Origin of the sequence: Streptomyces microflavus (assembly GCF_014650075.1) — a bacterium.
GTDB classification, from domain to species: domain Bacteria; phylum Actinomycetota; class Actinomycetes; order Streptomycetales; family Streptomycetaceae; genus Streptomyces; species Streptomyces microflavus.
Window position 1 is genome coordinate 177,547 of sequence record NZ_BMUG01000003.1, and the last position, 21,279, is coordinate 198,825.

The window sequence follows — 21,279 nt, forward strand, 5'->3', positions numbered from 1 at the left end:
CGGCTGGCGGAGTGGGGCTCATGCTCTTGCGGCGGGTGGGGCTCATTCGGCTGTACCGCGAACAAATTACGTGATCCACGGCCCGGGGAACAGGCCTCCGGCGGACTCGCCACCGACCAGGGGGTTACGCCGGACGGGGACCGTGTGCATGATTAGTCATGACACTGAACAAATAGGGGTGCCGGGCCTGTGGCCCCGGCTCCCGACGGCAGGCGAAGGCGGTCGGACGACGATGACGGAACGCTTCACCCCCACCCCCGAGGACAAGTTCAGCTTCGGCCTGTGGACCGTGGGCTGGCAGGGCCGGGACCCCTTCGGCGACGCCACGCGCGCGGCCATCGACCCCGTCGAGTCCGTACAGCGGCTCGCCGAGCTGGGCGCCTGGGGCGTGACCTTCCACGACGACGACCTGATCCCCTTCGGCTCGACCGACACCGAGCGCGAGGCCGTCGTCAAGCGGTTCCGGCAGGCGGTCGACGCCAGCGGTCTCGTCGTCCCCATGGTGACGACGAACCTCTTCACCCACCCGGTCTTCAAGGACGGCGGGTTCACCGCCAACGACCGGGACGTACGCCGTTACGCGCTCCGCAAGACCCTGCGCAACATCGACCTCGCCGTCGAACTCGGCGCCACCACCTTCGTCGCCTGGGGCGGCCGCGAGGGGGCGGAGTCCGGCGGGGCCAAGGACGTACGCCTCGCCCTGCACCGGATGAAGGAGGCCTTCGACCTGCTGGGGGAGTACGTCACCGAGCAGGGTTACGACCTCCGCTTCGCCATCGAGCCCAAGCCGAACGAGCCGCGCGGCGACATCCTGCTGCCCACCATCGGCCACGCACTCGCCTTCATCGAGCGGCTGGAGCGCCCCGAACTGGTCGGCGTGAACCCGGAGACCGGGCACGAGCAGATGGCCGGGCTCAACTTCCCGCACGGCATCGCCCAGGCGATGTGGGCGGACAAGCTCTTCCACATCGACCTCAACGGCCAGTCCGGCATCAAGTACGACCAGGACCTCCGCTTCGGCGCGGGCGACCTGCGCCAGGCGTTCTGGCTTGTCGACCTGCTGGAGAGCGGCTACGAGGGCCCGCGCCACTTCGACTTCAAGCCCCCGCGCACCGAGGACTACGACGGCGTCTGGGCCTCGGCGGCCGGCTGTATGCGCAACTACCTGATCCTCAAGGAGCGCGCAGCGGCCTTCCGCGCCGACCCCGAGGTGCGGGCGGCGCTCCGGGCCTCCCGCCTGGACGAACTGGCACGCCCCACCGCCGGGGACGGCCTCGCGGGACTGCTCGCCGACCGCACGGCGTACGAGGAGTTCGACGTGGACGCCGCCGCCGAGCGCGGGATGGCCTTCGAGGCCCTGGACCAGCTGGCCATGGACCACCTGCTCGCGGTGCGCTGACCCGGCCGGTGAGCCGTGGGGGCAGGCCGTCCCGCTCCCCGGCTCACCCCCCGGACGGCTCCGCGTACGCCACCGGGTCGTCCAGCACGTCCTGCACCACCAGCGCCGCCGCGCCCCGCGCCGCGTCCCCCGCCACCGACGACGCGCGGAGCCGGCCGCTGCCCGGGGACCAGAGCCCCGACACCACCCGGCCGGTCAGCTCCTCGTCGGCGGGCGGCGACAGCCACGGCATCAGGCCCCGGTAGATCCCGCCGAGCACCACCGCGTCCGGGTCGACCAGGTTCACCGCCCCCGACACCACCCTGCCCAGCATCCGGCCCGCGTCGGCGATCGCCGCCACCGCACGCCGGTCCCCGGCCCGGGCGCGCCGCTCCAGTTCCAGTACTCCGGCGCCGCCCCCGGCGCCCTCGATCCCGGCCGCCCGCAGGAGCGCGGTCTGCCCGGCGTACTGCTCCAGGCAGCCCCGGGACCCGCACCGGCACTCCGGCCCCTCCGGGTCCACCACCACATGCCCGATCTCCCCGGCGAACCCGTGCGCACCGCGCAGCAGTTCGCCGCCCAGCACGAGCGCCCCGCCGACCCCGATCTCACCGGTCAGATACAGGAAGCTGCGTACGTCACCGAGGCCGCCGAACCACAGCTCGGCCAGCGCCGCGAGATTGGCCTCGTTCTCCGAGGCGACCGGCAGCACCCCCTGCCCGGGGCGGAGCGCGGCGAGCGCGTCGGCGAACAGATCCTGCGCCGGGACCTCGTTCCAGCCGAGGTTGGGCGCCTGCCGCACCGCTCCGCCGGAGACCAGTCCGGGCAGCGCCAGCGCGGCGCCCACCGGGCGCAGCTCCTGCTCGCGCGCCGAGTCCAGGGTCCGCGCGGCGATCGCGGCCGCGCGGGCGAGGACCTCCCCGGCGGGTGCGCCCCGGTTGTCCAGGTGCTCGGTCTGCCGGACCCGGCCGGTACCCGCCAGGTCGACGACGCAGACGGAGACGTAATCGATGTTGATCTCCACGCCGAGGCCGGCGGGGCCGGTGCGGGCCACCTTGAGCGCGGTGCCGGGGCGCCCGGCCTGCCCGCTGAACGTCTTGCCCGACTCGGTGAGGAACCCGCTGTCCATGAGCTGCTCGACCAGCGAGGAGACCGCGGCGCGGGTCAGTCCGACCCGGGCGGCCACCCCGGCGCGGGTCGCCTCCCCGCTCTCGCCCTCGTCCCGCACGGCTCGCAGTACCAGGCTCAGATTGTGCCGTCGCACGGTGTCCTTGTCGGCCTTGGGCCCCAGCGGAGTGAGGATGCTCTTCATATCGTCGCCGAGCCTATGCGATGGCGGACGCCGTGGTCAGCACGGCGGAGGCGGCCCCTTCCGGTTCCGGGAATCCTCCGGTTCCGGAAAGGTCCCGGCGGAAGGGGCCACCCGTGCTCAGGGCTTCGCGCCCCGGGCCTTCAGCATGTCCGCCATCAGTCCGATCTCGGACTGCTGGCCGCTGACCATGCCCTTCGCCAGATTGCGGATGACATCCGTCCCGGCGGCTTCGGCCCCGGCCCGCGCCATGTCCACACCGGCGCGGTGGTGCACGGTCATCAGCCGCAGGAAGAGCACCTCGGCCGCCTTGCCCTCGGCGGCCTCCAGCGCCGCCAGCTCGGCATCGGTGGCCATGCCCGGCATCAGCGAACCGTCGCCGGCCGGCTCGACGGCGTGTCCCATCCACGCCATCGGCGGCTTCGCCGAACTCTTGGGCAGGCCCCACATCTCCAGCCAGCCCAGCATCATGCCGCGCTGGTTGGCCTGGGTGTTGATGATGTCGTACGCCAGGCGCCGAACGTCCTCGTCATCGGTGCGGTCGCGCACGATGAACGACATCTCCACCGCCTGCTGATGGTGGATCGCCATGTCCCGGGCGAACCCCGCATCCGCGGACTCCTCCGCCGGAGCGGACAGCGCCGCCTTCGCGGAGGGGGACGCCGCGGACGGCGGCCCCACCATCAGCACCACCAGGCCCACCGCCAGCAGCAGCACGGCGGCGCCCGCGAGCACCATCCGGCGGGTGGAGGAGAACGGACTCGTCACGGAGGTCACTTGTCGAGTCCGCCGGTGCAGGCGGCACCGGGCTCAGGGGTCTGCGGGCCCTGGATGTACTTGGTCATGAACTGCGCGACCCGGTCGTCGGTGGCGTTCTTGACCGTGACCTGCTTGCCCCAGGCGCTGAGCATCAGCGGTTCCTTCTGGTCCTTGACGGGGCTGATGAAGGAGTACGGGGTGGACTTGACCTTCTCCGTGAGGGCCTTGACGTCCGCCTCCGGGGCCTTGTCGTTGTACGTGATCCAGACCGCGCCGTGCTCCAGGGAGTGGACGGCGTTCTCCTTCGGTATCTCGGCCGTGTAGACGTCCGCGTTGCAGTTCATCCAGACCTGGTTGTGGTCGCCGCCGACGGGCGGGTTCATCGGGTAGTCGACCTTCTGGGCCACGTGCTCCCGGCCCAGGTCGTCCCAGCTGCGCTCACCGGTGACGGGGGAGGTCTTGGCCTGCTGCTCCTTCTCCTCCTTCTCGTTCGCCTGGGACATCAGGTAGCCGCCCCCGGCGACCAGCGCGGCGACCACGGCGACCGACGCGCTGATGGTGATGATGCGGACCCGGCGCTCACGGGCGCGCTCCTTGCGGCGGGCCTCTTCGAGCTTGGCGCGACGTGCGTTGGCGGGGGAGTTCTGGTTCTTGGCGGAAGCCATGGAAGGTCCTCGTCGTTCAGCGGATGCGGGGGATGCAGACGGTCGTGCAGGAAAGCAAGGGAAAACAGGGCACACGGGCAGCCGCTCCCGGGCTCCGGCACGAGGCGCGGAGAGGGGAGCGGACCCGGCTCTAGATCCGTTGGACCTGAAGACGCAGCTGATCGACGGAGTGGGCACCGTCGTGGGAGGGCCCCCGGATGGCGGCCGCCCCGGTGAGCGGGGCGACGGGCGCGAGGGCCACGGGGGAGGGGAGCGCCACGGGTGCGGACGACACCGGCAGCACGATGGCCGCCGAGTGGGTCGAGCCGCCGTGGCACGAGGTTCCGAGCCCCCGGTCCGCGGGGGTGGCCATGACAACCGGCTCGATGGTCAGGCCGGGCACCGGTGTCAGCGTCCGCACGGGGGCCGGAGCCTCCACCGTCACGGGCACGGCGGCGGCGGCCGAGGTGGTGACCGAGCAGCAGAAGAGCAGGGACAGCAGGGCGAACACCCAGCCCAGCGAGGTGGGCACACGAGAGCGGCACCGCTGCCGGTCGGTCCGAGCGCTCACCCTGGTCATGGCCCGTCATCGTAGTAGCTGCATGAAGATTCAAAGAATATGGGTCACCGATTCCGCGGGATAGTGTGCCTCAGTGACCACGCAATCGAACATAGCCGCGGGCTGGTTCCCGGATCCTCATGGCGCACCCCAGTTGCTGCGCTACTGGGACGGCGCCCGCTGGACCGAGCACACGCATCCGGCCGACGGGCAGCAGACACCGGCCGCCGCGGGGATCCCCGCCCAGCAGGCCGCCCCTCAGCAGGCCGCCCCGCACCAGCAGGTCGCCCAGCAGCCCGCCGGTCAGCAGGCCGTCTCCGGTGGCTCGCTCTTCGACCAGCCGGTCCTGGTGGTGAACCAGAAGGCCAAGCTGATCGAGGTGACGAACGAGTACCGGGTGTTCGACCAGCACGGTGCGACCGTCGGTTCGGTCGTCCAGGTCGGCCAGAGCGCGCTGCGCAAGGTGCTCCGCTTCGTCTCCAGCATCGACCAGTACCTGACGCACCGGCTGGAGATCCGCGACGCGTACGGCCGGCCGCAGCTCCTGCTGACCCGCCCGGCGAAGTTCATCAAGTCCCGTGTCATCGTCCAGCGCCCGGACGGGCAGCCGGTCGGCGAGATCGTCCAGCAGAACGCGATCGGCAAGATCAATTTCGCGATGACGGCCGGGGGTGTGCAGATCGGCGCGATCAGGGCGGAGAACTGGCGCGCCTGGAACTTCGCGATCGTCGACCAGCACGGCACCGAGATCGCCCGGATCACCAAGACCTGGGAAGGCCTCGCGAAGACGATGTTCACGACGGCCGACAACTATGTGCTCCAGATCCACCAGCGGCTGCCCGAGCCGCTGCTCAGCCTCGTCGTGGCCACGGCCCTGACGGTGGACACCGCACTCAAGCAGGACGCCCGGGGCCTCGGCTGATCCGCGCACGCCCTCACGGCGCCGCCGCCTCTTCGGGGGTGGCGGCGCTGTGCTGTCCGGGACCCCCGCCGCCAAAACGTTTACAGGTGTAATACCTGTTAATGTATATGGGTGAGTGATACATCCACCCGGGCCCGCAGGCCCTTCGCCCGCGGCCTCCCCCTGGCCGCCCCACTCCGCCTCGGCCGCCCCTCGGACACCTGGTTCAAGCCCGCGCTGAGCGTGGTCGTCGCCTCCGCCGTACCGCATCTGACGCTGCTGGCCACCGGCCGGCTCGACCTCGTGATGTACACGATGGCCGGTTCGCTCTGTGCGCTGTACGGCCACGCCCTGCCGTACGCCCGGCGCGCCCGAACCGTGGCGGGCGTCGTGCTCTCCATGTCCGCCGGGCTCGCGACCGCCCTGGTCACCGCCTCGCTCACGCACTCCACCGCCGTGCTCGTCGCGGTCGGCGCGCTCCTCGCCGCCGCCCAGAAGGTCCTCTGCGACGCGACCCGGATCGGGCCGCCCGGCCATGTCATCCTCACCTTCGTCAGCTCCGCCGCGCTGTTCGCCCCGCAACGCCTGGGGCAGGTCCCGGCCCATCTCGCCCTGACCCTCGCCGCGGGGGCGGTCGCCTGGCTCGTCTGCGTGGGGCCCGCGCTGATCCGCCGTGAGGGACCCGAGCGCCGGGCCGTCGCCCGCGCCCTCGAAGCCGCCGCCGACTGCGCCGCCGATCCCGGACCCCGTACCCGCAACGGCGCGGCCGCCGCGGTGCACGCCGCCTGGCAGTGCCTGCTCGTCTCCGGCCGGCCCACCCCCGTACGACGCTCCCTGGAACGGCTGGTGGCGCACGCCGAACAGGCCCTCGCCGCTCCGTCTCCCGACCCCGACCGGTTGCGCGCACGGGCCGCCCTGGTCCGCGCCCGGGGGCCGGTCCCCGAACCGCCGCCCGCCCCCGGCACGGCCGACGCGCTGTACGGGACCGAGGCCGAGCGGGCCGCACTGTACGGCATCGACGCCGAACGCGCCGCGCTGCGCGCATCCGGCGGCCGCCGCGCCGCCCGCCGCACGCTGCTGCGGAGCCTGGGCCCCGGATCGCACCTGCTGCCCGTTGCCGCCCGCACGCTGATCGGCTGCGCGCTCGCCGGGTACCTCTGCGCCGCCCTCGGGGTCGGCCGCCCCTACTGGGCGATCGTCACCGCCGCCTCCCTCTACCAGGCCAATGTCACCCTGACCTGGAACCGGGCCCTCCAGCGCACCCTCGGCAACCTCCTGGGCGTCCTCGTCTTCGCCGCCGTCCTGCCGCTCTCCCGCACCGGCCCGCTCGCCCTCGTCCTGTGCTGCCTCTTCTTCAGCTTCGCCGCCGAGGCCCTGATCACCCGGAACTACTGGCTCGGCTCCGTCGCCGTCACCCCGATGGCTCTCCTGGTCCTGGAGTTCGGCGGCTCCCACCCGGCCGGGGAGCTGATCGGCGACCGGGTCCTGGACACCGTCCTCGGCGCGCTCGCCGGGTTCCTCGCCGCCACGCTCGTCACCAACCGCAGGGCGACGGGCCGCGTCGAGCGGGCCCTCGAAGCCACCGCCCGGGCCCGCACCGAAGCCGAGACGGCGTACGCCGCCCCCTCCGCCGAGCTCGACCGGGCGCGCCGCGCACTGACCGCCAGCCTCGTCGAACTGCGCGAGGCCGGTGACGCCGCGGCGGGGGAGTGGTGGCAACGCGCCCTGCCCGAGCAGGAGCTTCTCGCGGCCGAGCAGGCCGGACACCGTACGCTCGCCGCGACAGCACAACGGCTGGGCCCGGCGGCCCGCGCCCCGGAAAGAGGGCGCGGACGGGCGGCCCACGCCCTTTCGATCGGAGCGGAGTGACCGACGACATCGTTGCCTCGGTGGTACGGCAGTGGCAGGCCGTCAACCCCGGGCTCGACACCGGCCCGATGGAACTCATCGGCCGGATCAACCGCTGCGCCGCCCTGCTCCAGCAGGCGGAGGACGCCCCGCTGCGCGCCGCCGGACTGACCCGCGCGGAGTTCGACCTCCTCGGCGCCGTACGCCGTACCGACCGGGAACTCACCCCGGGGGAGCTCGCCCGGGAGACCTTCTCCTCCGGCGCCGCCGTCACCAAGCGGCTGCGGGCACTCCAGGAACGCGGTCTGATGGACCGCCGGGGCGACGAGCGCGACCGGCGGGTCGCCCACGTCCGCCTCACCGACGAGGGCCGGGCCCTGGTCGACCGGCTGCTGCCCGAACAGCTCGCGTACGAGCGGGCGGTCCTCTCGGGGCTCGACGACGAGCGACGCGGTGAACTCAGCTCCCGGCTCAGCGAGCTGCTGGTCCAGTTGGAGGGGCGGCTCGGCGGGGCGCGTCGCTGAGCGGGCCGTACGAACGAGGTCAGGACGGTTGCGCGGGACCCAGCAGCGCGGCCGACTCCCGCAGCCGCTCCGCCCGTTCGGCCAGTGCGGCGTCGCCGGACCGGTCCGCCGGAGCCGCGGCCACCAGGGCGAGCCGGTCCCGCCAGCTGGACCCGGCCAGGGAGACGGCGACCGTGGTCATGCCCGGGACGGACATGCCCCGGCCGACCGCGTGGCCCCTCCGCCGGATCAGCGCCAGCTCGTCCAGGAGGGCCGCCCGCGAGGTGAGCGTGGCCGGGGTGACCGGCTCCAGCTCCTCGTGCGGATAGAGCGCGCACACCTGGTCCGCCGTCATCCGGGAGAGCAGCAGCAGCCCGCCCGACCCCGCGTGGGCCGGACCGGTCCGCCCCAACTCCAGTGCCACGCGCACCGGATGGGGTGACTCGCGGCCGTCCGTGACGATGACCTGGTCGCCGATGAGCGCCACACTCCACACCGTCTCACCGGTCCGCCCGGCCGCGTCCTCCAGTACGGGCCCCAGCCGCTCGCGGGCCGCGCGGCCGAATCCCGCGGGCCGGCCCAGCCGCACCAGCTCCGGGCCCGCCGCGTAGCCGCGCCCCGACGTGTCCCGGATTGCGAACCCCCGGCTCTCCAGCGTGCTGAGCACCCGGTGCGCGGTGGACCGTCCGACGGAGAGCCGCTCGGCGGCCTCGGTGACGGTGAGGGTGTCATGGGTGAGGAAGAGCCGCATGGCGCGGAGACCCGTATCCAGCGAGGCGATCGTGTAGTCACCTGTCGCAGTCATGCTTCCGCCCGCTCCCTCTCGTCACTCCGGGTATGCCGCCGACGCCCCCGCAAGGCGGTGTCCACCGCCATGATCCCCGCTGCCGCACCGTCCGCGCCGGGCACTCCAGGGGCCCGTGAAAACTGCGGTCGTATACGCGTCAGCCCAGCGATTTTCCGGGTCACCCCTGGAGTGGTCAGGAATCTGTTCCTTTCGATCCGGTTCGATCATCTGTGCCTCTGTCCTGTTCTGCGGTACGAAATCGAGGCCAGGGCAGGTCAATTGATCGGTTATCAGCCTTTTGGGGACGCATTTCGTCCCGCTCTCCAGTACAAGGGAAGACGAAGACCGCCGATTTCCAGCCACCGTCACTCCATGCGCACACTCCACAGCGCTGAGTGCGAAAACTGGCGAGTGTATTCCTCTTCGCGGGCTCCCGCAGGGGGTTGGGTGAATATGCCGATCCCCTGTTCTGATCTGGCTAAGCTCACGCGCAGTGAAGTCGAGTTGATGCGAATTCGAGCACTTGTTCATGAGTCTCCGCTCACGTGCGTATACATCCCGGAATCAACCGCCAGAGGGTTTTAGATGGTCCGTGTTGAATCACCGCCGACCGACAGAGAAGTACCCGTCGTCCGCGTAGTCCTGCCGCCCGTGGTCCTGCTGGCCGGCGCCACCGCCGCCGGTGCGGTCCTGGTGGTCCCGGCCGCGCGGATACCAGTCGCCGTGTGCGGCGCGATCACCACGCTCGTGGTCGCCGTACTCACCGTGGCGCTGCACCGCCGCCGTCGCGCCATGGGCGCCCAGCGCGCGGAGTACGAACGGCGCATCGCCTACCTGGAGCACCGCATCCTCTCGCACGACTCCGAGACCGTGCGGCTCACCAAGGAGGTCATGCCCGCCGCCATCCGGCGTCTGCGGGTGGGCAATTCGCCCGAGGAGGTCATGCGCGACATCGTCGACGCGGATGCGGCCAACCGCCATCTGCCCAAGGCGCTGCGCGAGCAGATCTACCAGGTCCTCGAAGTCATCGACAACGAGGAGGCCCGGCGTGACTCCGCGCAGCGCGCCTTCGTCAGCGTCGCCCGCCGCGTCCAGGCGATCGTGCACCGCCAGGCCAGTGAGCTGCGGGAGATGGAGGACCACTACGGGCGCAACCCCGAGGTCTTCGACGACCTGCTCCGCATCGACCACGGCACCGCGCTGATCGGCCGGCTCGCCGACTCCATCGCCGTCCTCGGCGGTGCCCGCCCCAGTCGCCAGTGGCCCAAGCCCGTACCGCTGTTCAGCGTGCTGCGCGGTGCGATGTCCCGCATCCTGGAGTACCAGCGCGTCGATCTGCACTCGATCGCCAAGGTCGCCATCGTCGGTACCTCGGTCGAGCCGCTCATCCACGCCTGCGCCGAACTCCTCGACAACGCGACCCGCTACTCGCCGCCCCAGACCCGGGTGCACGTCACCGCGGTCGAGGTGCAGACCGGCATCGCCATCGAGATCGAGGACGGCGGCGTCAGCCTCAGCGAGGAGGCCCGCGCCCGCGCCGAGAACATGCTCGCCCAGGCCCAGGCCGGCATCAACATGAACGACCTCGGGGAGTCCCCGCGGCTCGGCATGGCCGTCGTCGGCCGGCTCTCGCGGATGTACCAGCTCCAGGTGTCCCTGCGTCAGTCGGCGTACGGCGGGGTCCGCGCGGTCCTGATCGTGCCGCGCGACATGATCACCACCGGGCCCGCCCCGGGCATCGCCCACGGCATCGGCGCCACCTCGCGGCCCACCAGCTCGCTGGACATGTCGCAGCTCCAGCACGTGGTGCCGCCGCCCGGCAAGCGCAAGCCCAAGCCCGCCGCCACCGGCCCCGTGCCCTCCGTGGTCGCACCGGCCCCCGCCGGGGCCCCTGCCGCGACCGCGCGTCCGGCGGTGCCCGTGGCGCCCATGGAGGACGACCTTCCGGTGGTCACCGAGTGGACCGAGAACGGACTGCCGCAGCGCCGCAGCCGGGGCCGCGCCCCGCTCGGCTCGCACAACCTGCCGCAGCAGCCCCCGCCGGCGCCCGCCCCCGCCAACGGGGGACTGCCGAACAGGGGAGGCGGGGCCCCCGACGCCGGACACGGCGGCGAGAAGCCCCCCGGCCTCTGGCTGGAGGCCTTCACCAAGGCCGTCAACGGCGTACCGCAGGAACCGAAGCACGGCGAAGACTCCGATGACGCGTGGGACAAGGGAGACCTCAAGTGATCCAGCAGCGGGGAAACATGGACTGGATGCTCAAGGAACTGGCCGACGACGTGCCGAGCATCCACCAGATCGTGGTGCTCTCGTCGGACGGGCTGCGCATCGCCATGCACGGCGGCGACCCCGACGTCGCCGACCGGCTGGCGGCGGCCTGCGCCGGGCTGCAGAGCCTGGCCGCCGCGGTGGCCACCGAAATCCCCTACAGCGACGGTCTGATGAAGCTGGTGGTCATCGAAGTCACCGGCGGCTTCTTCTACTTGATGGCGGCCGGGACCGGCGCCTATCTCGCCGTGCTGGCGGGCGAGACCGTCGACGCGGGTCTGGTCGGCGCCAGGATGCGGGACATGGTCGTGCGGATCGGCGCCCACCTGACCAGTCCGCCCCGCCACGGCGGGCAGTCCGGATGAGCGGACCCCGACGAGAACGCCGCAAGACCGATCCGGCGCTCAGCGACCCGGAACGGCTGTACGTGATCACCGGCGATCTCGACGGCAGCGAACGGGCCGCCCTCGACCTGGTCACGATGGTCGTGGCCCAGGCCGAGCCCTCGCCGACGTTCCAGCCGGAGCAGGCCGCGATCCTGCGGCTCTGCCAGGCCCCGTTGTCGGTCGCCGAGATCTCCGCCTACCTCAGCCTGCCGTTCAGCGTGGTCACCTCGCTCCTGAGCGATCTGCTCGCGACCGAACTCATCGAGTCGCGTGCGCCGATCGTCCGCGCCACACTCCCCGACAGGTCCCTTCTCGAAGCGGTGATGCATGGACTTCAGAAGCTCTGACACGATCACCGGACCCCGCAGTGAGGACGTCCTCCCCACCACGGCCACCGCCGCGGTGAAGGTCGTGATCGTCGGCGGGTTCGGGGTCGGCAAGACGACCATGGTCGGCTCGGTCAGCGAGATCCGGCCCCTGACCACCGAAGAGACCATGACCCAGGCCGGCGTCGGCGTGGACGACAACGCCGGGGTGGAGACGAAGACCGCCACCACCGTCGCGATGGACTTCGGCCGGATCAGCCTCAGCGAGGAGCTGATCCTCTACCTGTTCGGCACCCCCGGCCAGGAACGCTTCTGGTTCCTGTGGAACGGCCTCTTCGAAGGAGCCCTCGGCGCCGTCGTCCTCATCGACACCCGGCGGCTCGAAGTCAGCTTCGACGTCATCGGGCGGCTGGAGGAGCGCGGAGTGCCGTTCGTGGTGGCCGTCAACACCTTCCCCGACGCACCGCACCACCCGGTCGAGGCCCTGCGCAGAGCCCTCGACCTGCCCGACGAGGTCCCGATGATCGACTGCGACGCCCGGCTGCGGGCCTCCAGCCGCGATGTGCTGATGACCCTGATGCGCTATCTGCACAGCCTGGCCGTCCCGCTCGCCTGACGTCTTCGGGACGGTTCCCGGCCGTCCCGAAGGCGCGGGCGCACGCCGTTCCCCCGACGCGCGCCCCGTACACCCCTGCCCGCCTGTGCTCGATCCTTGGCCATCCTGATCCCTGGAGCCACTGTGACAACCCCCTTCCACCACGAACCCGGCGTCTCCCCGCCGCCCCAGTGCCCGGCCCACAACCTCGGCACCGGCCCCGGCGGCCTGCGCCGGCTCTACGGTCCCGAGGCGGAGAACGACCCCGCCGGCCTCTACGACAAGCTCCGCGCCGAACACGGCACGGTCGCCCCGGTCCTGCTCCACGGCGACGTACCCGCCTGGCTGGTCCTCGGCCACAGCGAGAACCTCCACCTCACCCGGACCCCGTCCCAGTTCTCCCGGGACTCCCGGCGCTGGCGGGCCCTCCAGGACGGCAGCGTCGCCCCGGACCACCCGCTCGCCCCGATCTTCACCTGGCAGCCCGTCTGCGTCTTCGCCGACGGCGCCAAGCACGAGCGGCAGCGCGGCGCGGTCACCGACAGCATGGAGCGCATCGACACCCGCGGCGTCCGCCGCCACATCAACCGCTTCAGCAACCGGCTGGTCAACGACTTCTCCGAGAAGGGCAGCGCCGACCTCGTCAGCCAGTTCGCGGAACATCTGCCGATGATGGTGATGTGCGCGATCTTCGGCATGCCCGAGGAGTACGACGAGCGGCTCGTCCAGGCGGCCCGCGACATGACCCGCGGCACCGAGACCGCCGTGGCCAGCAACGCCCACATCGTCTCCGTACTGACGCGGCTGGTGGAGCGCCGCCGCGCCGAACCCGCCCCCGACTTCGCCAGCTGGCTCGTCGAACACCCCGCCACGATGAGCGACATCGAGGTCGTCGAGCACCTGCGGCTCATCCTCATCGCCGCGTACGAGTCCACCGCCAACCTCATCGCCAACGTGCTGCGCATGGTCCTCACCGACCCGCGCTTCCGCGCCCGGCTCAGCGGCGGCCACATGACCGTGCCCGAAGCGGTGGAGCAGACCCTCTGGGACGAGCCGCCCTTCACCGCCGTCTTCGGCCGCTGGGCGGTCGGCGACACCGAGCTCGGCGGCCAGCAGATCAAGGCGGGCGACGCCCTGCTCGTGGGCATCGCCCCGGCCAACACCGACCCCACGGTGCGCCCGGACCTCACCGCCAACATGGAGGGCAACCGCGCCCACCTCGCGTTCAGCGGCGGCCCGCACGAGTGCCCCGGCCAGGACATCGGCCGAGCGATCGCCGACGTCGGCGTCGACGCCCTGCTGATGCGGCTGCCGGACCTGGAGCTCGGCACCGAGGAGAGCGAGCTGCGCTGGGTGGGCAACATCATGTCCCGCCACCTGGTCGAGCTGCCGGTGAAGTTCGCCCCCAGCCCGCAGCAGAAGCTGGACTCCGATCCGCTCTCGGTGATGGCCCGCGCCGTCCGCCCGACGGGCGACTGGGAGATCTCCTCCCCGGCCCGCCCGGTCCCCGAGCCCGCGCACTCCATCGCGGGGATGCAGCCCGCCCACGCTCCGGGCGCGGCGCCGCAGCACCGCCCGGCTGCCGCTCCCGCGGAGACCCCCGCCCCGGCGACCGCCGAGCCGGCCCCGGGTACGGCCGTGATCCCGCAGCAGCGCCGCCCGGCCGCGCCCGCCCGGCTCTGGCAGGCGGTCTCCCGCTGGTGGAACGGCTACTGACCCGGCCGACGGCCCCGGACCCGTACACGCGTGCGGGTTCCGGGGCCTCGCCGTGCGCGAGCCACCACAACCGCGCCGAGCCACCCCCGTACCATCGAGCAGCGTGAAGCTGACAATTCTTGGCGGTGGCGGATTCCGCGTGCCTCTCGTGTACGGGGCCCTGCTCGGCGATCACGCCGAGGGCCGCGTCTCCCGGGTCACCCTGTACGACACCGACGCCGACCGGCTCACCGCCGTCGCCCGCGTCCTCGGCGAACAGGCCGAAGGCGTCCCGGACGCGCCCGCCGTCGTCGCCACCACCGAGCTGGACGAGGCGCTGCGCGGCGCCGACTTCGTCTTCTCCGCGATCCGCGTCGGCGGCCTGGCGGGCCGGGCCGCCGACGAGCGGGTCGCCCTCGACCTGGGTGTGCTCGGCCAGGAGACGGTCGGCGCCGGAGGCATCGCGTACGGGCTGCGGACCGCCCCCGTCGCCGTCGAGCTGGCCCGGCGCATCGCCCGGCTCGCCCCGCACGCCTGGACCATCAACTTCACCAACCCGGCCGGGCTGGTCACCGAGGCGATGTCCCGGCACCTCGGTGACCGGGTCATCGGCATCTGCGACTCACCGGTCGGGCTCGGCCGCCGCATCGCCCGGGTCCTGGGCGCAGACCCGGAGCGGGCCTGGATCGACTACGCCGGACTCAACCACCTCGGCTGGGTGCGGGGCCTGTACGTCGACGGGCGGGACGAACTGCCCCGGCTGCTCGCCGACCCCGCCCTGCTCGGCTCCTTCGAGGAGGGCCGGCTCTTCGGCGCGGAACTGCTCCGGTCGCTGGGCGCGATCCCCAACGAGTACCTGCACTACTACTACTTCAACCGCGAAGCCGTCACCGCCTACCAGGAGGCCGAACAGACCCGGGGTGCCTTCCTCCGCGACCAGCAGGAGGGGTTCTACGCCCGGATGCGGGAGCCCGGCACCCCGCCCCTGGCCACCTGGGACCGCACCCGCGCCGAGCGCGAGGCCACCTACATGGCGGAGAACCGGGACGTCGCCGGGGCGGGGGAGCGGGAGGAGAGCGACCTGGAGTCCGGCGGCTACGAACAGGTCGCCCTCGCCCTGATGCGGGCCATCGCCCGCAACGAACGCACCTCGCTGATCCTCAACGTCCGCAACCGCACGGCCCTTTCGGCCCTGGATGCCGAAGCCGTCGTGGAGGTTCCCTGCCTCGTCGACGCCAACGGGGCCCATCCGGTGGCCGTTTCGCCACTCCCGTACCACGCCGTCGGTCTCGTCACGGCGGTGAAGGCCGTGGAGCGGGCGGTGCTGGAGGCGGCGGAGAGCGGGTCGCGGGCGGCGGCCGTGCAGGCCTTCGCACTGCACCCGCTGGTCGACTCCGTCACGGTCGCCCGGCGGCTGGTGGACGGGTACACCGAGGCCCACCCGCAGCTCGCCTACCTCGACAAGCCCTGAGGAAAAGCTCGGTTCAAGGGGCGGAGACGACGCTCCTGGCCCAGGTCGGGACGACCCCCGCTACCTGACACACCATCAGGAAGAGCGGGATGGGCGGAGTGTACGGGGTGAGGCTGTCCGGCGAATGGATCAGGCGGGGGCGCACGGCGGGGACGTCGGCGCCCCGTGCGTACATCACCTGCTCGGGCCAGTCCAGATCGAGGTCGGAGCCGGCCGGGACGATCCACCACCAGCGGTCCGCGTCGGCGAACACGCAGCCGGTGCGCGGGAGATGGGACATCAGGCGGAAGCCGTGCCGGGCGGGCACGCCGACCGCGTCGCAGCCCAGGCTGGCCGACATCGAGGGCGGCAGCGACAACTGCACCCGGCCACCGCGGCCGTCCTCGGACGGGCGCGACCTGTGCGCACCGCGCAGCCGGGACAGCGCGTTCCTCAGCATGGCTGCTCCATGCCGTGCGGGAGCTCCGCCCACACGATGCGGCCGGAGTCGTCCCCGGCGTCGTGGGATCCCCAGGAGCTGCTCATCGTGTCGACCAGCAGCAGACCTCGTCCGTGCTCGTCGTCGGAACAGCGGCGCAGCCGCGGGCCGCCGGGCTGGTGCCCCTGGTCCTGGACGGCTATCCGCAGACGTCTGCCGAGACAGCGCAGCTCGCACACCACACGGGTGCTCGCGGTGTGCACGACCGCGTTGGTGACCAGCTCGGACACGATGAGAACGGCCGCGTCGTACACATCGCCGCCCAGCTTCCAGGTCTCCAGCCTGGCCCGGGTCAACTGCCGTGCGCCGGCCACCGACTCCGGGTGCGCGGGCAGCGCGAAGCAGTATCGGAGCGCTTCCGTCCCGGGGCTGAGATCCATGAGCCGGGGGATGAGCGCACTGCCAGGTGCCACGACCGATTCCTCACAGTGGGGGCTGCGTCACGCTTCGTTCCCCGGTGTGCGAGGAGCGGTCATGACTGAGCGAACTGGTTCGACAACCAACTCTCCCCCTGCCGAGGACACTTGGCAAGGGGCACTCTGAAATTTTCAGAGTGGCTGTGTCGTTGGGGGCGCACGCGTGGCACACTGCTCGCAAAACAGCGCATGGGGAGGTCTGAAGTGAGCGAACCGCGGTCCGCCCCGACCGTGGGCCAGGTCGTGCTCGGCAAGCGCCTGCAGGATCTGCGGGAGCGCGTCGGCCTGACCCGGGACCAGGCGGCGAAGGTGCTCAGGGTCGCTCCTGCGACGATACGACGGATGGAGACGGCCGAGGTCGGCCTCAAGATCCCCTATGTCCAGCTGCTGCTGAAGGCGTACGGCATCGCCGACGACGAGGCCGAGGCCTTCGTCGAACTGGCCGAGGAGGCGAACAAGCCCGGCTGGTGGCAGCGGTTCCACGACGTCCTGCCCGACTGGTTCAGCATGTACGTCAGCCTGGAGGGCGCCGCGAGTCTGCTGCGCATGTACGAGCCGCACTTCGGCCCCGGGCTGCTCCAGACCGAGGACTACGCGCGCTCCGTGATGCGCACCGGAGCCGTCGGCCAGACCCGGCCCGAGGACATCGAACGCCATGTCGCCCTGCGTATGGAGCGCCAGGCCCTGCTCGCCAAGGACGACGCCCCCCGACTGTGGGTGATCATGGACGAGACCGTCCTGCGGCGGCCGGTGGGCAGCGCGCAGGTGATGCGCGCCCAGATCGACAAGCTGCTCGAAGCCACCGAGCTCTCCCACGTCACCCTGCAGATCGCGGAGTTCGCGACCGGCCACCACCCGGGTACCTACGGGCCGTTCGTCCTCTTCCGGTTCGCCGTACCCGAACTTCCGGACATGGTCTTCAGCGAGTACCTCACCGGAGCGGTCTACTTCGACGCCCGCCCCGAGGTGGCCTCGTACCTCGAAGTCATGGACCGCATGGCGGCTCAGGCCGCAACTGCACAACGCACGAAGGAAATCCTCCGGGACTTCCGCAAGGAGCTGTGATGAACCACATATACAACGGCATGCCGGCCGCCGACCTCGGCTCCGAAGGCTGGTACAAGCCCTGGAGCGGCGGGAACGGGGGCAACTGCATCGAGGCCATGAAGCTCGCGGACGGCCGGGTCGCGGTGCGTCAGTCCGCCGATCCGGACGGCCCCGCGCTCATCTACTCCAACGGCGAGATCGCCGCGTTCATCCAGGGTGCCAAGGCGGGCCAGGCGGATTTCCTTCTCACCTGACGCGCCACCACTTATCCTGTCCCGCACCGAAGGACCCGGCCTCTCGGAGCAGTTGGGCTCGTCCCAGCCGGTACCAGCGTTCTGTTCCTTCCCCTGACCGCCGGCCGATCGCCCGCTGATCGGCGGCCCTCGGACCACTACCCATGGAGTGCGCCATGACCGGGCAAGACCCCCAGAGCACCGAGATCGACACCAGCAAGCCGCATCCCGCCCGGATGTACGACTGGTTCCTCGGCGGCAAGGACAACTACCCGGTCGACGAACAGATGGCACGGGAGCTGCTCAAGCTGGACGCCCGGGGCGGGGACATGGCGCGGGTCAACCGGGCGTTCATGCACCGGGCCACCCGCTGGCTCGCCGAGAGGGGGGTGCGCCAGTTCCTGGACATCGGCACCGGCATACCCACCGAGCCGAACCTCCACCAGATCGTTCAGCAGACCGCCCGCGACGCACGGATCGTGTACTGCGACAACGACCCGATCGTCCTCGCCCACGCGGCGGCCCTGCTGCGCTCCACGCCCGAGGGCGCCACGGAGTACATCCAGGCCGACGCGCGCAAGCCCGAGACGATCCTGGCCGAGGCCGGGAAGGTCCTGGACTTCGAGCAGCCGATCGCTCTCTCCCTGCTGGCGCTGCTGCACTTCATCGACGACGAGGACGGCGCGGCCGACCTCGTCGACAGGCTGGTGGAGCAGCTCCCGTCCGGCAGCTACCTGGTGCTCTCGCACACCACCGGTGACTTCAACCCGGAGGGCGCGGCCCAGGCCCGGGCCATGTACAAGGAGCGCGGGATGACCCTGCGCCCCCGCTCGCGCGCCGAGCTGACCGCCTTCTTCGACGGCCTGGAACTGGTGGACCCGGGCGTCTCGCTCTCCGCCGACTGGCGTCCGGAGCTCGGCGAGGTCATCGACGTACCGGGTGACGAACCGATCCCCGGTTACGCGGGAGTCGCCCGCAAGCCCTGAACGGCCCGCCTCACCGGGTGAGCGCGTGGCCCGTCGTCGCGTCCACATGGTCGGGTACGGGGTCGTGGGCGTCGCCCACCGTCGACGTACCCGAGGGTTCGAAGAGCATCAGGGAGGCACCGTCCGCCGAGCGCGGGCGGTGCCACGTGCCTTGCGGCACGACGAAGACCGCGCCGCGGCGGAGTGTCACGGTCCGCTCGTCCTCCGGGGTCTCCCCGTCGCGCAGGGCGATGTCCAGCACCCCCTCCACCACCAGGAAGAACTCGTCCGTGTTCTCGTGCACATGCCAGACGTGCTCGCCGAGAACCTTGGCGACGCGTACGTCGTAGTCGTTGACGCGGGTCAGGATGCGCGGGCTCCACAGCGCGTCGAAGGAGCTCAGCGCATCGCCGAGCAGGATGGGTCCGGTGGCGGGTCGTGCCGTGTCCGTGGTCATGCCTCCACCCTGCGCGCTGGACCGCCACGCCCGTGAGTGCTACGAATCGCATATGGCGAAAGAATCCTCGCACCGGGTGGTCATGATCGTCTCGGCCGGCTCGAACCCCTTCGAGATGGGCGTGGCGACCGAACTCTTCGGCCTGCGCCGCCCCGAGCTGCCCGTCGACTGGTACAACTTCACGCTCTGCTCGCCCACCCCCACGGTCCGGATGCACGCGGGCTTCTTCCAGCTCTCGGACGTGTCCGGGCTCGACGCCGTGGACCGTGCCGACACCGTCATCGTCCCCAACCGGCCCGACCCGCTGGAGGACCCAGGACCGGAAGTCCTGGCGGCGATCCGGCGGGCCGCCGCGCGGGGCGCCAGGCTGGTCAGCTTCTGCACGGGGACGTTCACACTCGCAGCGGCGGGTGTCCTGGACGGCAGGCGCGCCACCACGCACTGGCGCTGGGCCTCGGCCTTCACCGCCCGGTACCCGCAGGTCGACCTCCAGCCCGACGTCCTCTTCGTCGACGACGGCCAGGTGATCACCGCCGCGGGCAGCGCCGCCGCCCTGGACACCGCCCTCCACCTCGTCCGCGCCGACCACGGGGCCGAGATCGCGGCGGCCGTCAGCCGAAGGCTGGTCCACCCCGCGCACCGGGACGGCGGCCAGCGCCAGTTCATCGAGCACCCGCTGCCCGAGGTCGCCGATGCCTCGCTCGCCCCGCTCCTGGACTGGGCCGCCGGACACCTGGCCGAGGGCCTGGACGTGTCCGGCCTCGCTGCCCGCGCGGCTGTCAGCCCCGCCACCCTCCACCGCCGCTTCCGGGCCCAGCTGGGCACGACCCCGCTGGCCTGGCTGACCGAGCAGCGCACCACCCTGGCCTGCCGCCTCATGGAACGCGGCGAGGACCGCCTGGACGTGATCGCCCGCACCAGCGGCCTCGGTACGGCGACCAATCTGCGCACCCAGCTCCGCCGCCGCACGGGGCTGACGCCCACGGAGTACCGCCGCCGGTTCGCCGCGGGGGGCTGAGGCGGGGCGGGGCCGCGGTGCGGGCGCCGGAGCACGGGGGCGCATGCGCCCGGCCCGCTGAACCGGACCCCCGGGGCACCCACGCCCCCCGGCCCCCTCCCTCGCCCCCGGGCCACAATGGACCCATGTCACGACGCACCTCCCGCCCCAGGCAGCCCGCCGCCGCCCCGCAGGCCCCCCGCATCACCCCCGCCTCGCCCTGCCCCTGCGGCCTCACCGCGACCTACGGGGAGTGCTGCGGCCGCTTCCACTCCGGCAGCGCCGCCGCCCCGACCTGCGAGGCCCTGATGCGCTCCCGGTACGCGGCCTTCGTCGTCCGGGACGCCGCGTACCTGCTGCGCACCTGGCACCCCGAGACCCGGCCGCCGGGCGTCGACTTCGACCCCGCGATGCGCTGGACCGGGCTGGAGATCCTGGCAACGACCGAGGGCAGCGCCTTCCACACCACGGGGACTGTCACCTTCCGCGCCCACTACACCGACGACGGGCGCCCCGACTCCCTCCACGAGCACAGCCGCTTCGTCCGCCACGAGGGCGCCTGGGTCTACGCGATGGCCGTCTTCGTGGACTGAGACCGGGTGCGCGCGTCGGGCCCGAAACCCCTTTCCCACCAGGGCGGAAGGCCCCGTACGATCCGCGCATGAACGAGGACGAAGCCGAAGCGCCGTACGCCGCGCGGGAACGATTCTGGCGCGGCGAGCACGTGGCCTTCACCCCCCTGGAGCCGGACGACGCCGAGCTGCTCCAGCACTGGCGCGCCGACCCGGTCGCCGCCCAGGAGATCGGGATCTGGCCGGGCCCGCTCCACGATCTCCGCGAACGGCTCGTCTCCTACGTCGAGGACCGCACCCGCGACGACTTCATCGTCCTGCTCCCGGACGACACCCCCATCGGCCACATAGCCCTCACCGACGAGGACTTCGTCGACGGCACCGCCGAGGCCTACCTCCTGCTCGCCCCCGAGCACCGGGGCAAGGGCCACGCCGCCGACGCCCTCGCCGCCCTGACCGACCTGGCCTTCGGTGAACTGCCCCTGCAGCGGGTCGAAGCCCTCACCCACACCGAGAACGCGGCCGCCCTCGCCACCCTGAAGGGAGCGGGGTTCACACAGGAGGGCGTACGCCGGTCCTCCTGCCTGCACCGGGGCCGCCGCCACGACAACGCGCTCCTCTCCCTGCTCCGTACGGAGTGGGAGGCGCAGACCCGCCCCCGGTCCTGGGACCACGTCTGACCCGA

Annotated in this window: 24 protein-coding genes; 16 read left to right on the forward strand and 8 right to left on the reverse strand. The window is 72.0% G+C overall.

Annotated elements, in window-relative coordinates:
- Nucleotides 1-232 precede the first annotated feature (232 nt).
- Nucleotides 233-1,399, forward strand: a complete 1,167-nt coding sequence (xylA, locus tag IE264_RS09765; protein ID WP_032756962.1) for a xylose isomerase — start codon at nt 233-235, stop codon at nt 1,397-1,399.
- Between the two features lie 43 nt (nt 1,400-1,442).
- Here the strand turns inward: xylA and IE264_RS09770 are convergent, their stop codons facing one another.
- The 4 genes from IE264_RS09770 to IE264_RS09785 all read right to left on the reverse strand — a co-directional run bounded on the left by IE264_RS09770 (nt 1,443) and on the right by IE264_RS09785 (nt 4,670).
- Nucleotides 1,443-2,690, reverse strand: a complete 1,248-nt coding sequence (locus IE264_RS09770; RefSeq protein WP_032756961.1) for an ROK family protein — start codon at nt 2,688-2,690, stop codon at nt 1,443-1,445.
- A 117-nt stretch (nt 2,691-2,807) separates the two neighbouring features.
- A complete protein-coding gene (locus IE264_RS09775; RefSeq protein ID WP_032757076.1) occupies nt 2,808-3,425 on the reverse strand; it encodes a DUF305 domain-containing protein in 618 nt (205 codons plus the stop codon).
- Between the two features lie 35 nt (nt 3,426-3,460).
- A complete protein-coding gene (locus IE264_RS09780) occupies nt 3,461-4,111 on the reverse strand; it encodes a thioredoxin-like domain-containing protein (RefSeq protein WP_032756960.1) in 651 nt (216 codons plus the stop codon).
- Nucleotides 4,112-4,241: 130 nt separating this feature from the next.
- Nucleotides 4,242-4,670: a hypothetical protein gene (locus tag IE264_RS09785; protein ID WP_015612603.1), complete on the reverse strand. Its 429-nt coding sequence runs from the start codon at nt 4,668-4,670 to the stop codon at nt 4,242-4,244.
- A gap of 73 nt (nt 4,671-4,743) precedes the next feature.
- Here IE264_RS09785 and IE264_RS09790 point away from each other — a divergent pair, with 73 nt between their 5' ends.
- The 3 genes from IE264_RS09790 (at nt 4,744) to IE264_RS09800 (ending at nt 7,922) form a co-directional block, all read left to right on the forward strand.
- Complete coding sequence (locus tag IE264_RS09790; RefSeq protein ID WP_032756959.1) at nt 4,744-5,571, forward strand: LURP-one-related family protein; 828 nt, start codon at nt 4,744-4,746, stop codon at nt 5,569-5,571.
- A 111-nt stretch (nt 5,572-5,682) separates the two neighbouring features.
- Nucleotides 5,683-7,419, forward strand: coding sequence for an FUSC family protein (locus IE264_RS09795; RefSeq protein ID WP_032756958.1), 1,737 nt, complete (start codon nt 5,683-5,685; stop codon nt 7,417-7,419).
- Nucleotides 7,416-7,922, forward strand: coding sequence for a MarR family winged helix-turn-helix transcriptional regulator (locus tag IE264_RS09800; protein ID WP_032756957.1), 507 nt, complete (start codon nt 7,416-7,418; stop codon nt 7,920-7,922). The genes IE264_RS09795 and IE264_RS09800 overlap by 4 nt, the downstream gene beginning before the upstream one ends.
- 19 nt (nt 7,923-7,941) lie before the next feature.
- On the opposite strand, the gene IE264_RS09805 is transcribed toward IE264_RS09800, so the two are convergent.
- Nucleotides 7,942-8,706, reverse strand: coding sequence for an IclR family transcriptional regulator (locus IE264_RS09805; RefSeq protein ID WP_032756956.1), 765 nt, complete (start codon nt 8,704-8,706; stop codon nt 7,942-7,944).
- 567 nt (nt 8,707-9,273) lie between these two features.
- Between IE264_RS09805 and IE264_RS09810 the strand changes: the two genes are divergently transcribed.
- From IE264_RS09810 to IE264_RS09835, 6 genes are all read left to right on the forward strand, one after another.
- Nucleotides 9,274-10,917, forward strand: coding sequence for a sensor histidine kinase (locus IE264_RS09810; protein ID WP_032756955.1), 1,644 nt, complete (start codon nt 9,274-9,276; stop codon nt 10,915-10,917).
- Entirely contained in the window at nt 10,914-11,321 is a 408-nt protein-coding gene (locus tag IE264_RS09815; RefSeq protein ID WP_006128841.1) for a roadblock/LC7 domain-containing protein, read from the forward strand. Before IE264_RS09810 ends, IE264_RS09815 begins: the two co-directional genes overlap by 4 nt.
- Nucleotides 11,318-11,689 carry a DUF742 domain-containing protein gene (locus IE264_RS09820; RefSeq protein ID WP_015612609.1) on the forward strand — a complete coding sequence of 124 codons (372 nt, stop codon included), beginning with the start codon at nt 11,318-11,320 and terminating at the stop codon, nt 11,687-11,689. The genes IE264_RS09815 and IE264_RS09820 overlap by 4 nt, the downstream gene beginning before the upstream one ends.
- The gene (locus IE264_RS09825; protein ID WP_003964952.1) at nt 11,670-12,284 is read left to right on the forward strand and encodes a GTP-binding protein; all 615 of its coding nucleotides are present in this window, start codon (nt 11,670-11,672) and stop codon (nt 12,282-12,284) included. Before IE264_RS09820 ends, IE264_RS09825 begins: the two co-directional genes overlap by 20 nt.
- A gap of 123 nt (nt 12,285-12,407) precedes the next feature.
- Nucleotides 12,408-13,979, forward strand: coding sequence for a cytochrome P450 (locus tag IE264_RS09830; RefSeq protein WP_032756954.1), 1,572 nt, complete (start codon nt 12,408-12,410; stop codon nt 13,977-13,979).
- Between the two features lie 103 nt (nt 13,980-14,082).
- Complete coding sequence (locus tag IE264_RS09835) at nt 14,083-15,429, forward strand: 6-phospho-beta-glucosidase (RefSeq protein ID WP_032756953.1); 1,347 nt, start codon at nt 14,083-14,085, stop codon at nt 15,427-15,429.
- 13 nt (nt 15,430-15,442) lie between these two features.
- Here the strand turns inward: IE264_RS09835 and IE264_RS09840 are convergent, their stop codons facing one another.
- Both IE264_RS09840 and IE264_RS09845 read right to left on the reverse strand, forming a co-directional pair.
- A complete protein-coding gene (locus IE264_RS09840; RefSeq protein WP_015612612.1) occupies nt 15,443-15,868 on the reverse strand; it encodes a hypothetical protein in 426 nt (141 codons plus the stop codon).
- Entirely contained in the window at nt 15,862-16,320 is a 459-nt protein-coding gene (locus IE264_RS09845) for an ATP-binding protein (protein WP_032756952.1), read from the reverse strand. Before IE264_RS09845 ends, IE264_RS09840 begins: the two co-directional genes overlap by 7 nt.
- A 207-nt stretch (nt 16,321-16,527) precedes the next feature.
- Between IE264_RS09845 and IE264_RS09850 the strand changes: the two genes are divergently transcribed.
- From IE264_RS09850 to IE264_RS09860, 3 genes are all read left to right on the forward strand, one after another.
- Nucleotides 16,528-17,388, forward strand: coding sequence for a Sco1979 family transcriptional regulator (locus tag IE264_RS09850; RefSeq protein ID WP_190167616.1), 861 nt, complete (start codon nt 16,528-16,530; stop codon nt 17,386-17,388).
- A complete protein-coding gene (locus IE264_RS09855; protein ID WP_030573999.1) occupies nt 17,388-17,624 on the forward strand; it encodes a DUF397 domain-containing protein in 237 nt (78 codons plus the stop codon). Before IE264_RS09850 ends, IE264_RS09855 begins: the two co-directional genes overlap by 1 nt.
- A gap of 155 nt (nt 17,625-17,779) precedes the next feature.
- On the forward strand, nt 17,780-18,589 hold the full coding sequence (locus tag IE264_RS09860; protein WP_032756950.1) for an SAM-dependent methyltransferase: 810 nt from the start codon (nt 17,780-17,782) through the stop codon (nt 18,587-18,589).
- A 10-nt stretch (nt 18,590-18,599) separates the two neighbouring features.
- Here IE264_RS09860 and IE264_RS09865 read toward each other — a convergent pair whose 3' ends face one another.
- The gene (locus IE264_RS09865) at nt 18,600-19,025 is read right to left on the reverse strand and encodes a cupin domain-containing protein (protein WP_032756949.1); all 426 of its coding nucleotides are present in this window, start codon (nt 19,023-19,025) and stop codon (nt 18,600-18,602) included.
- Nucleotides 19,026-19,077: 52 nt separating this feature from the next.
- On the opposite strand from IE264_RS09865, the gene IE264_RS09870 reads away from it, so the two are divergent.
- From IE264_RS09870 to IE264_RS09880, 3 genes are all read left to right on the forward strand, one after another.
- Nucleotides 19,078-20,043: a GlxA family transcriptional regulator gene (locus IE264_RS09870; protein WP_032756948.1), complete on the forward strand. Its 966-nt coding sequence runs from the start codon at nt 19,078-19,080 to the stop codon at nt 20,041-20,043.
- A gap of 125 nt (nt 20,044-20,168) precedes the next feature.
- Nucleotides 20,169-20,615 (forward strand): YchJ family protein, encoded by a 447-nt coding sequence (locus IE264_RS09875; protein WP_032756947.1) that lies wholly within the window; start codon nt 20,169-20,171, stop codon nt 20,613-20,615.
- Between the two features lie 68 nt (nt 20,616-20,683).
- Nucleotides 20,684-21,274: a GNAT family N-acetyltransferase gene (locus IE264_RS09880; protein ID WP_032756946.1), complete on the forward strand. Its 591-nt coding sequence runs from the start codon at nt 20,684-20,686 to the stop codon at nt 21,272-21,274.
- Nucleotides 21,275-21,279: the final 5 nt, after the last annotated feature.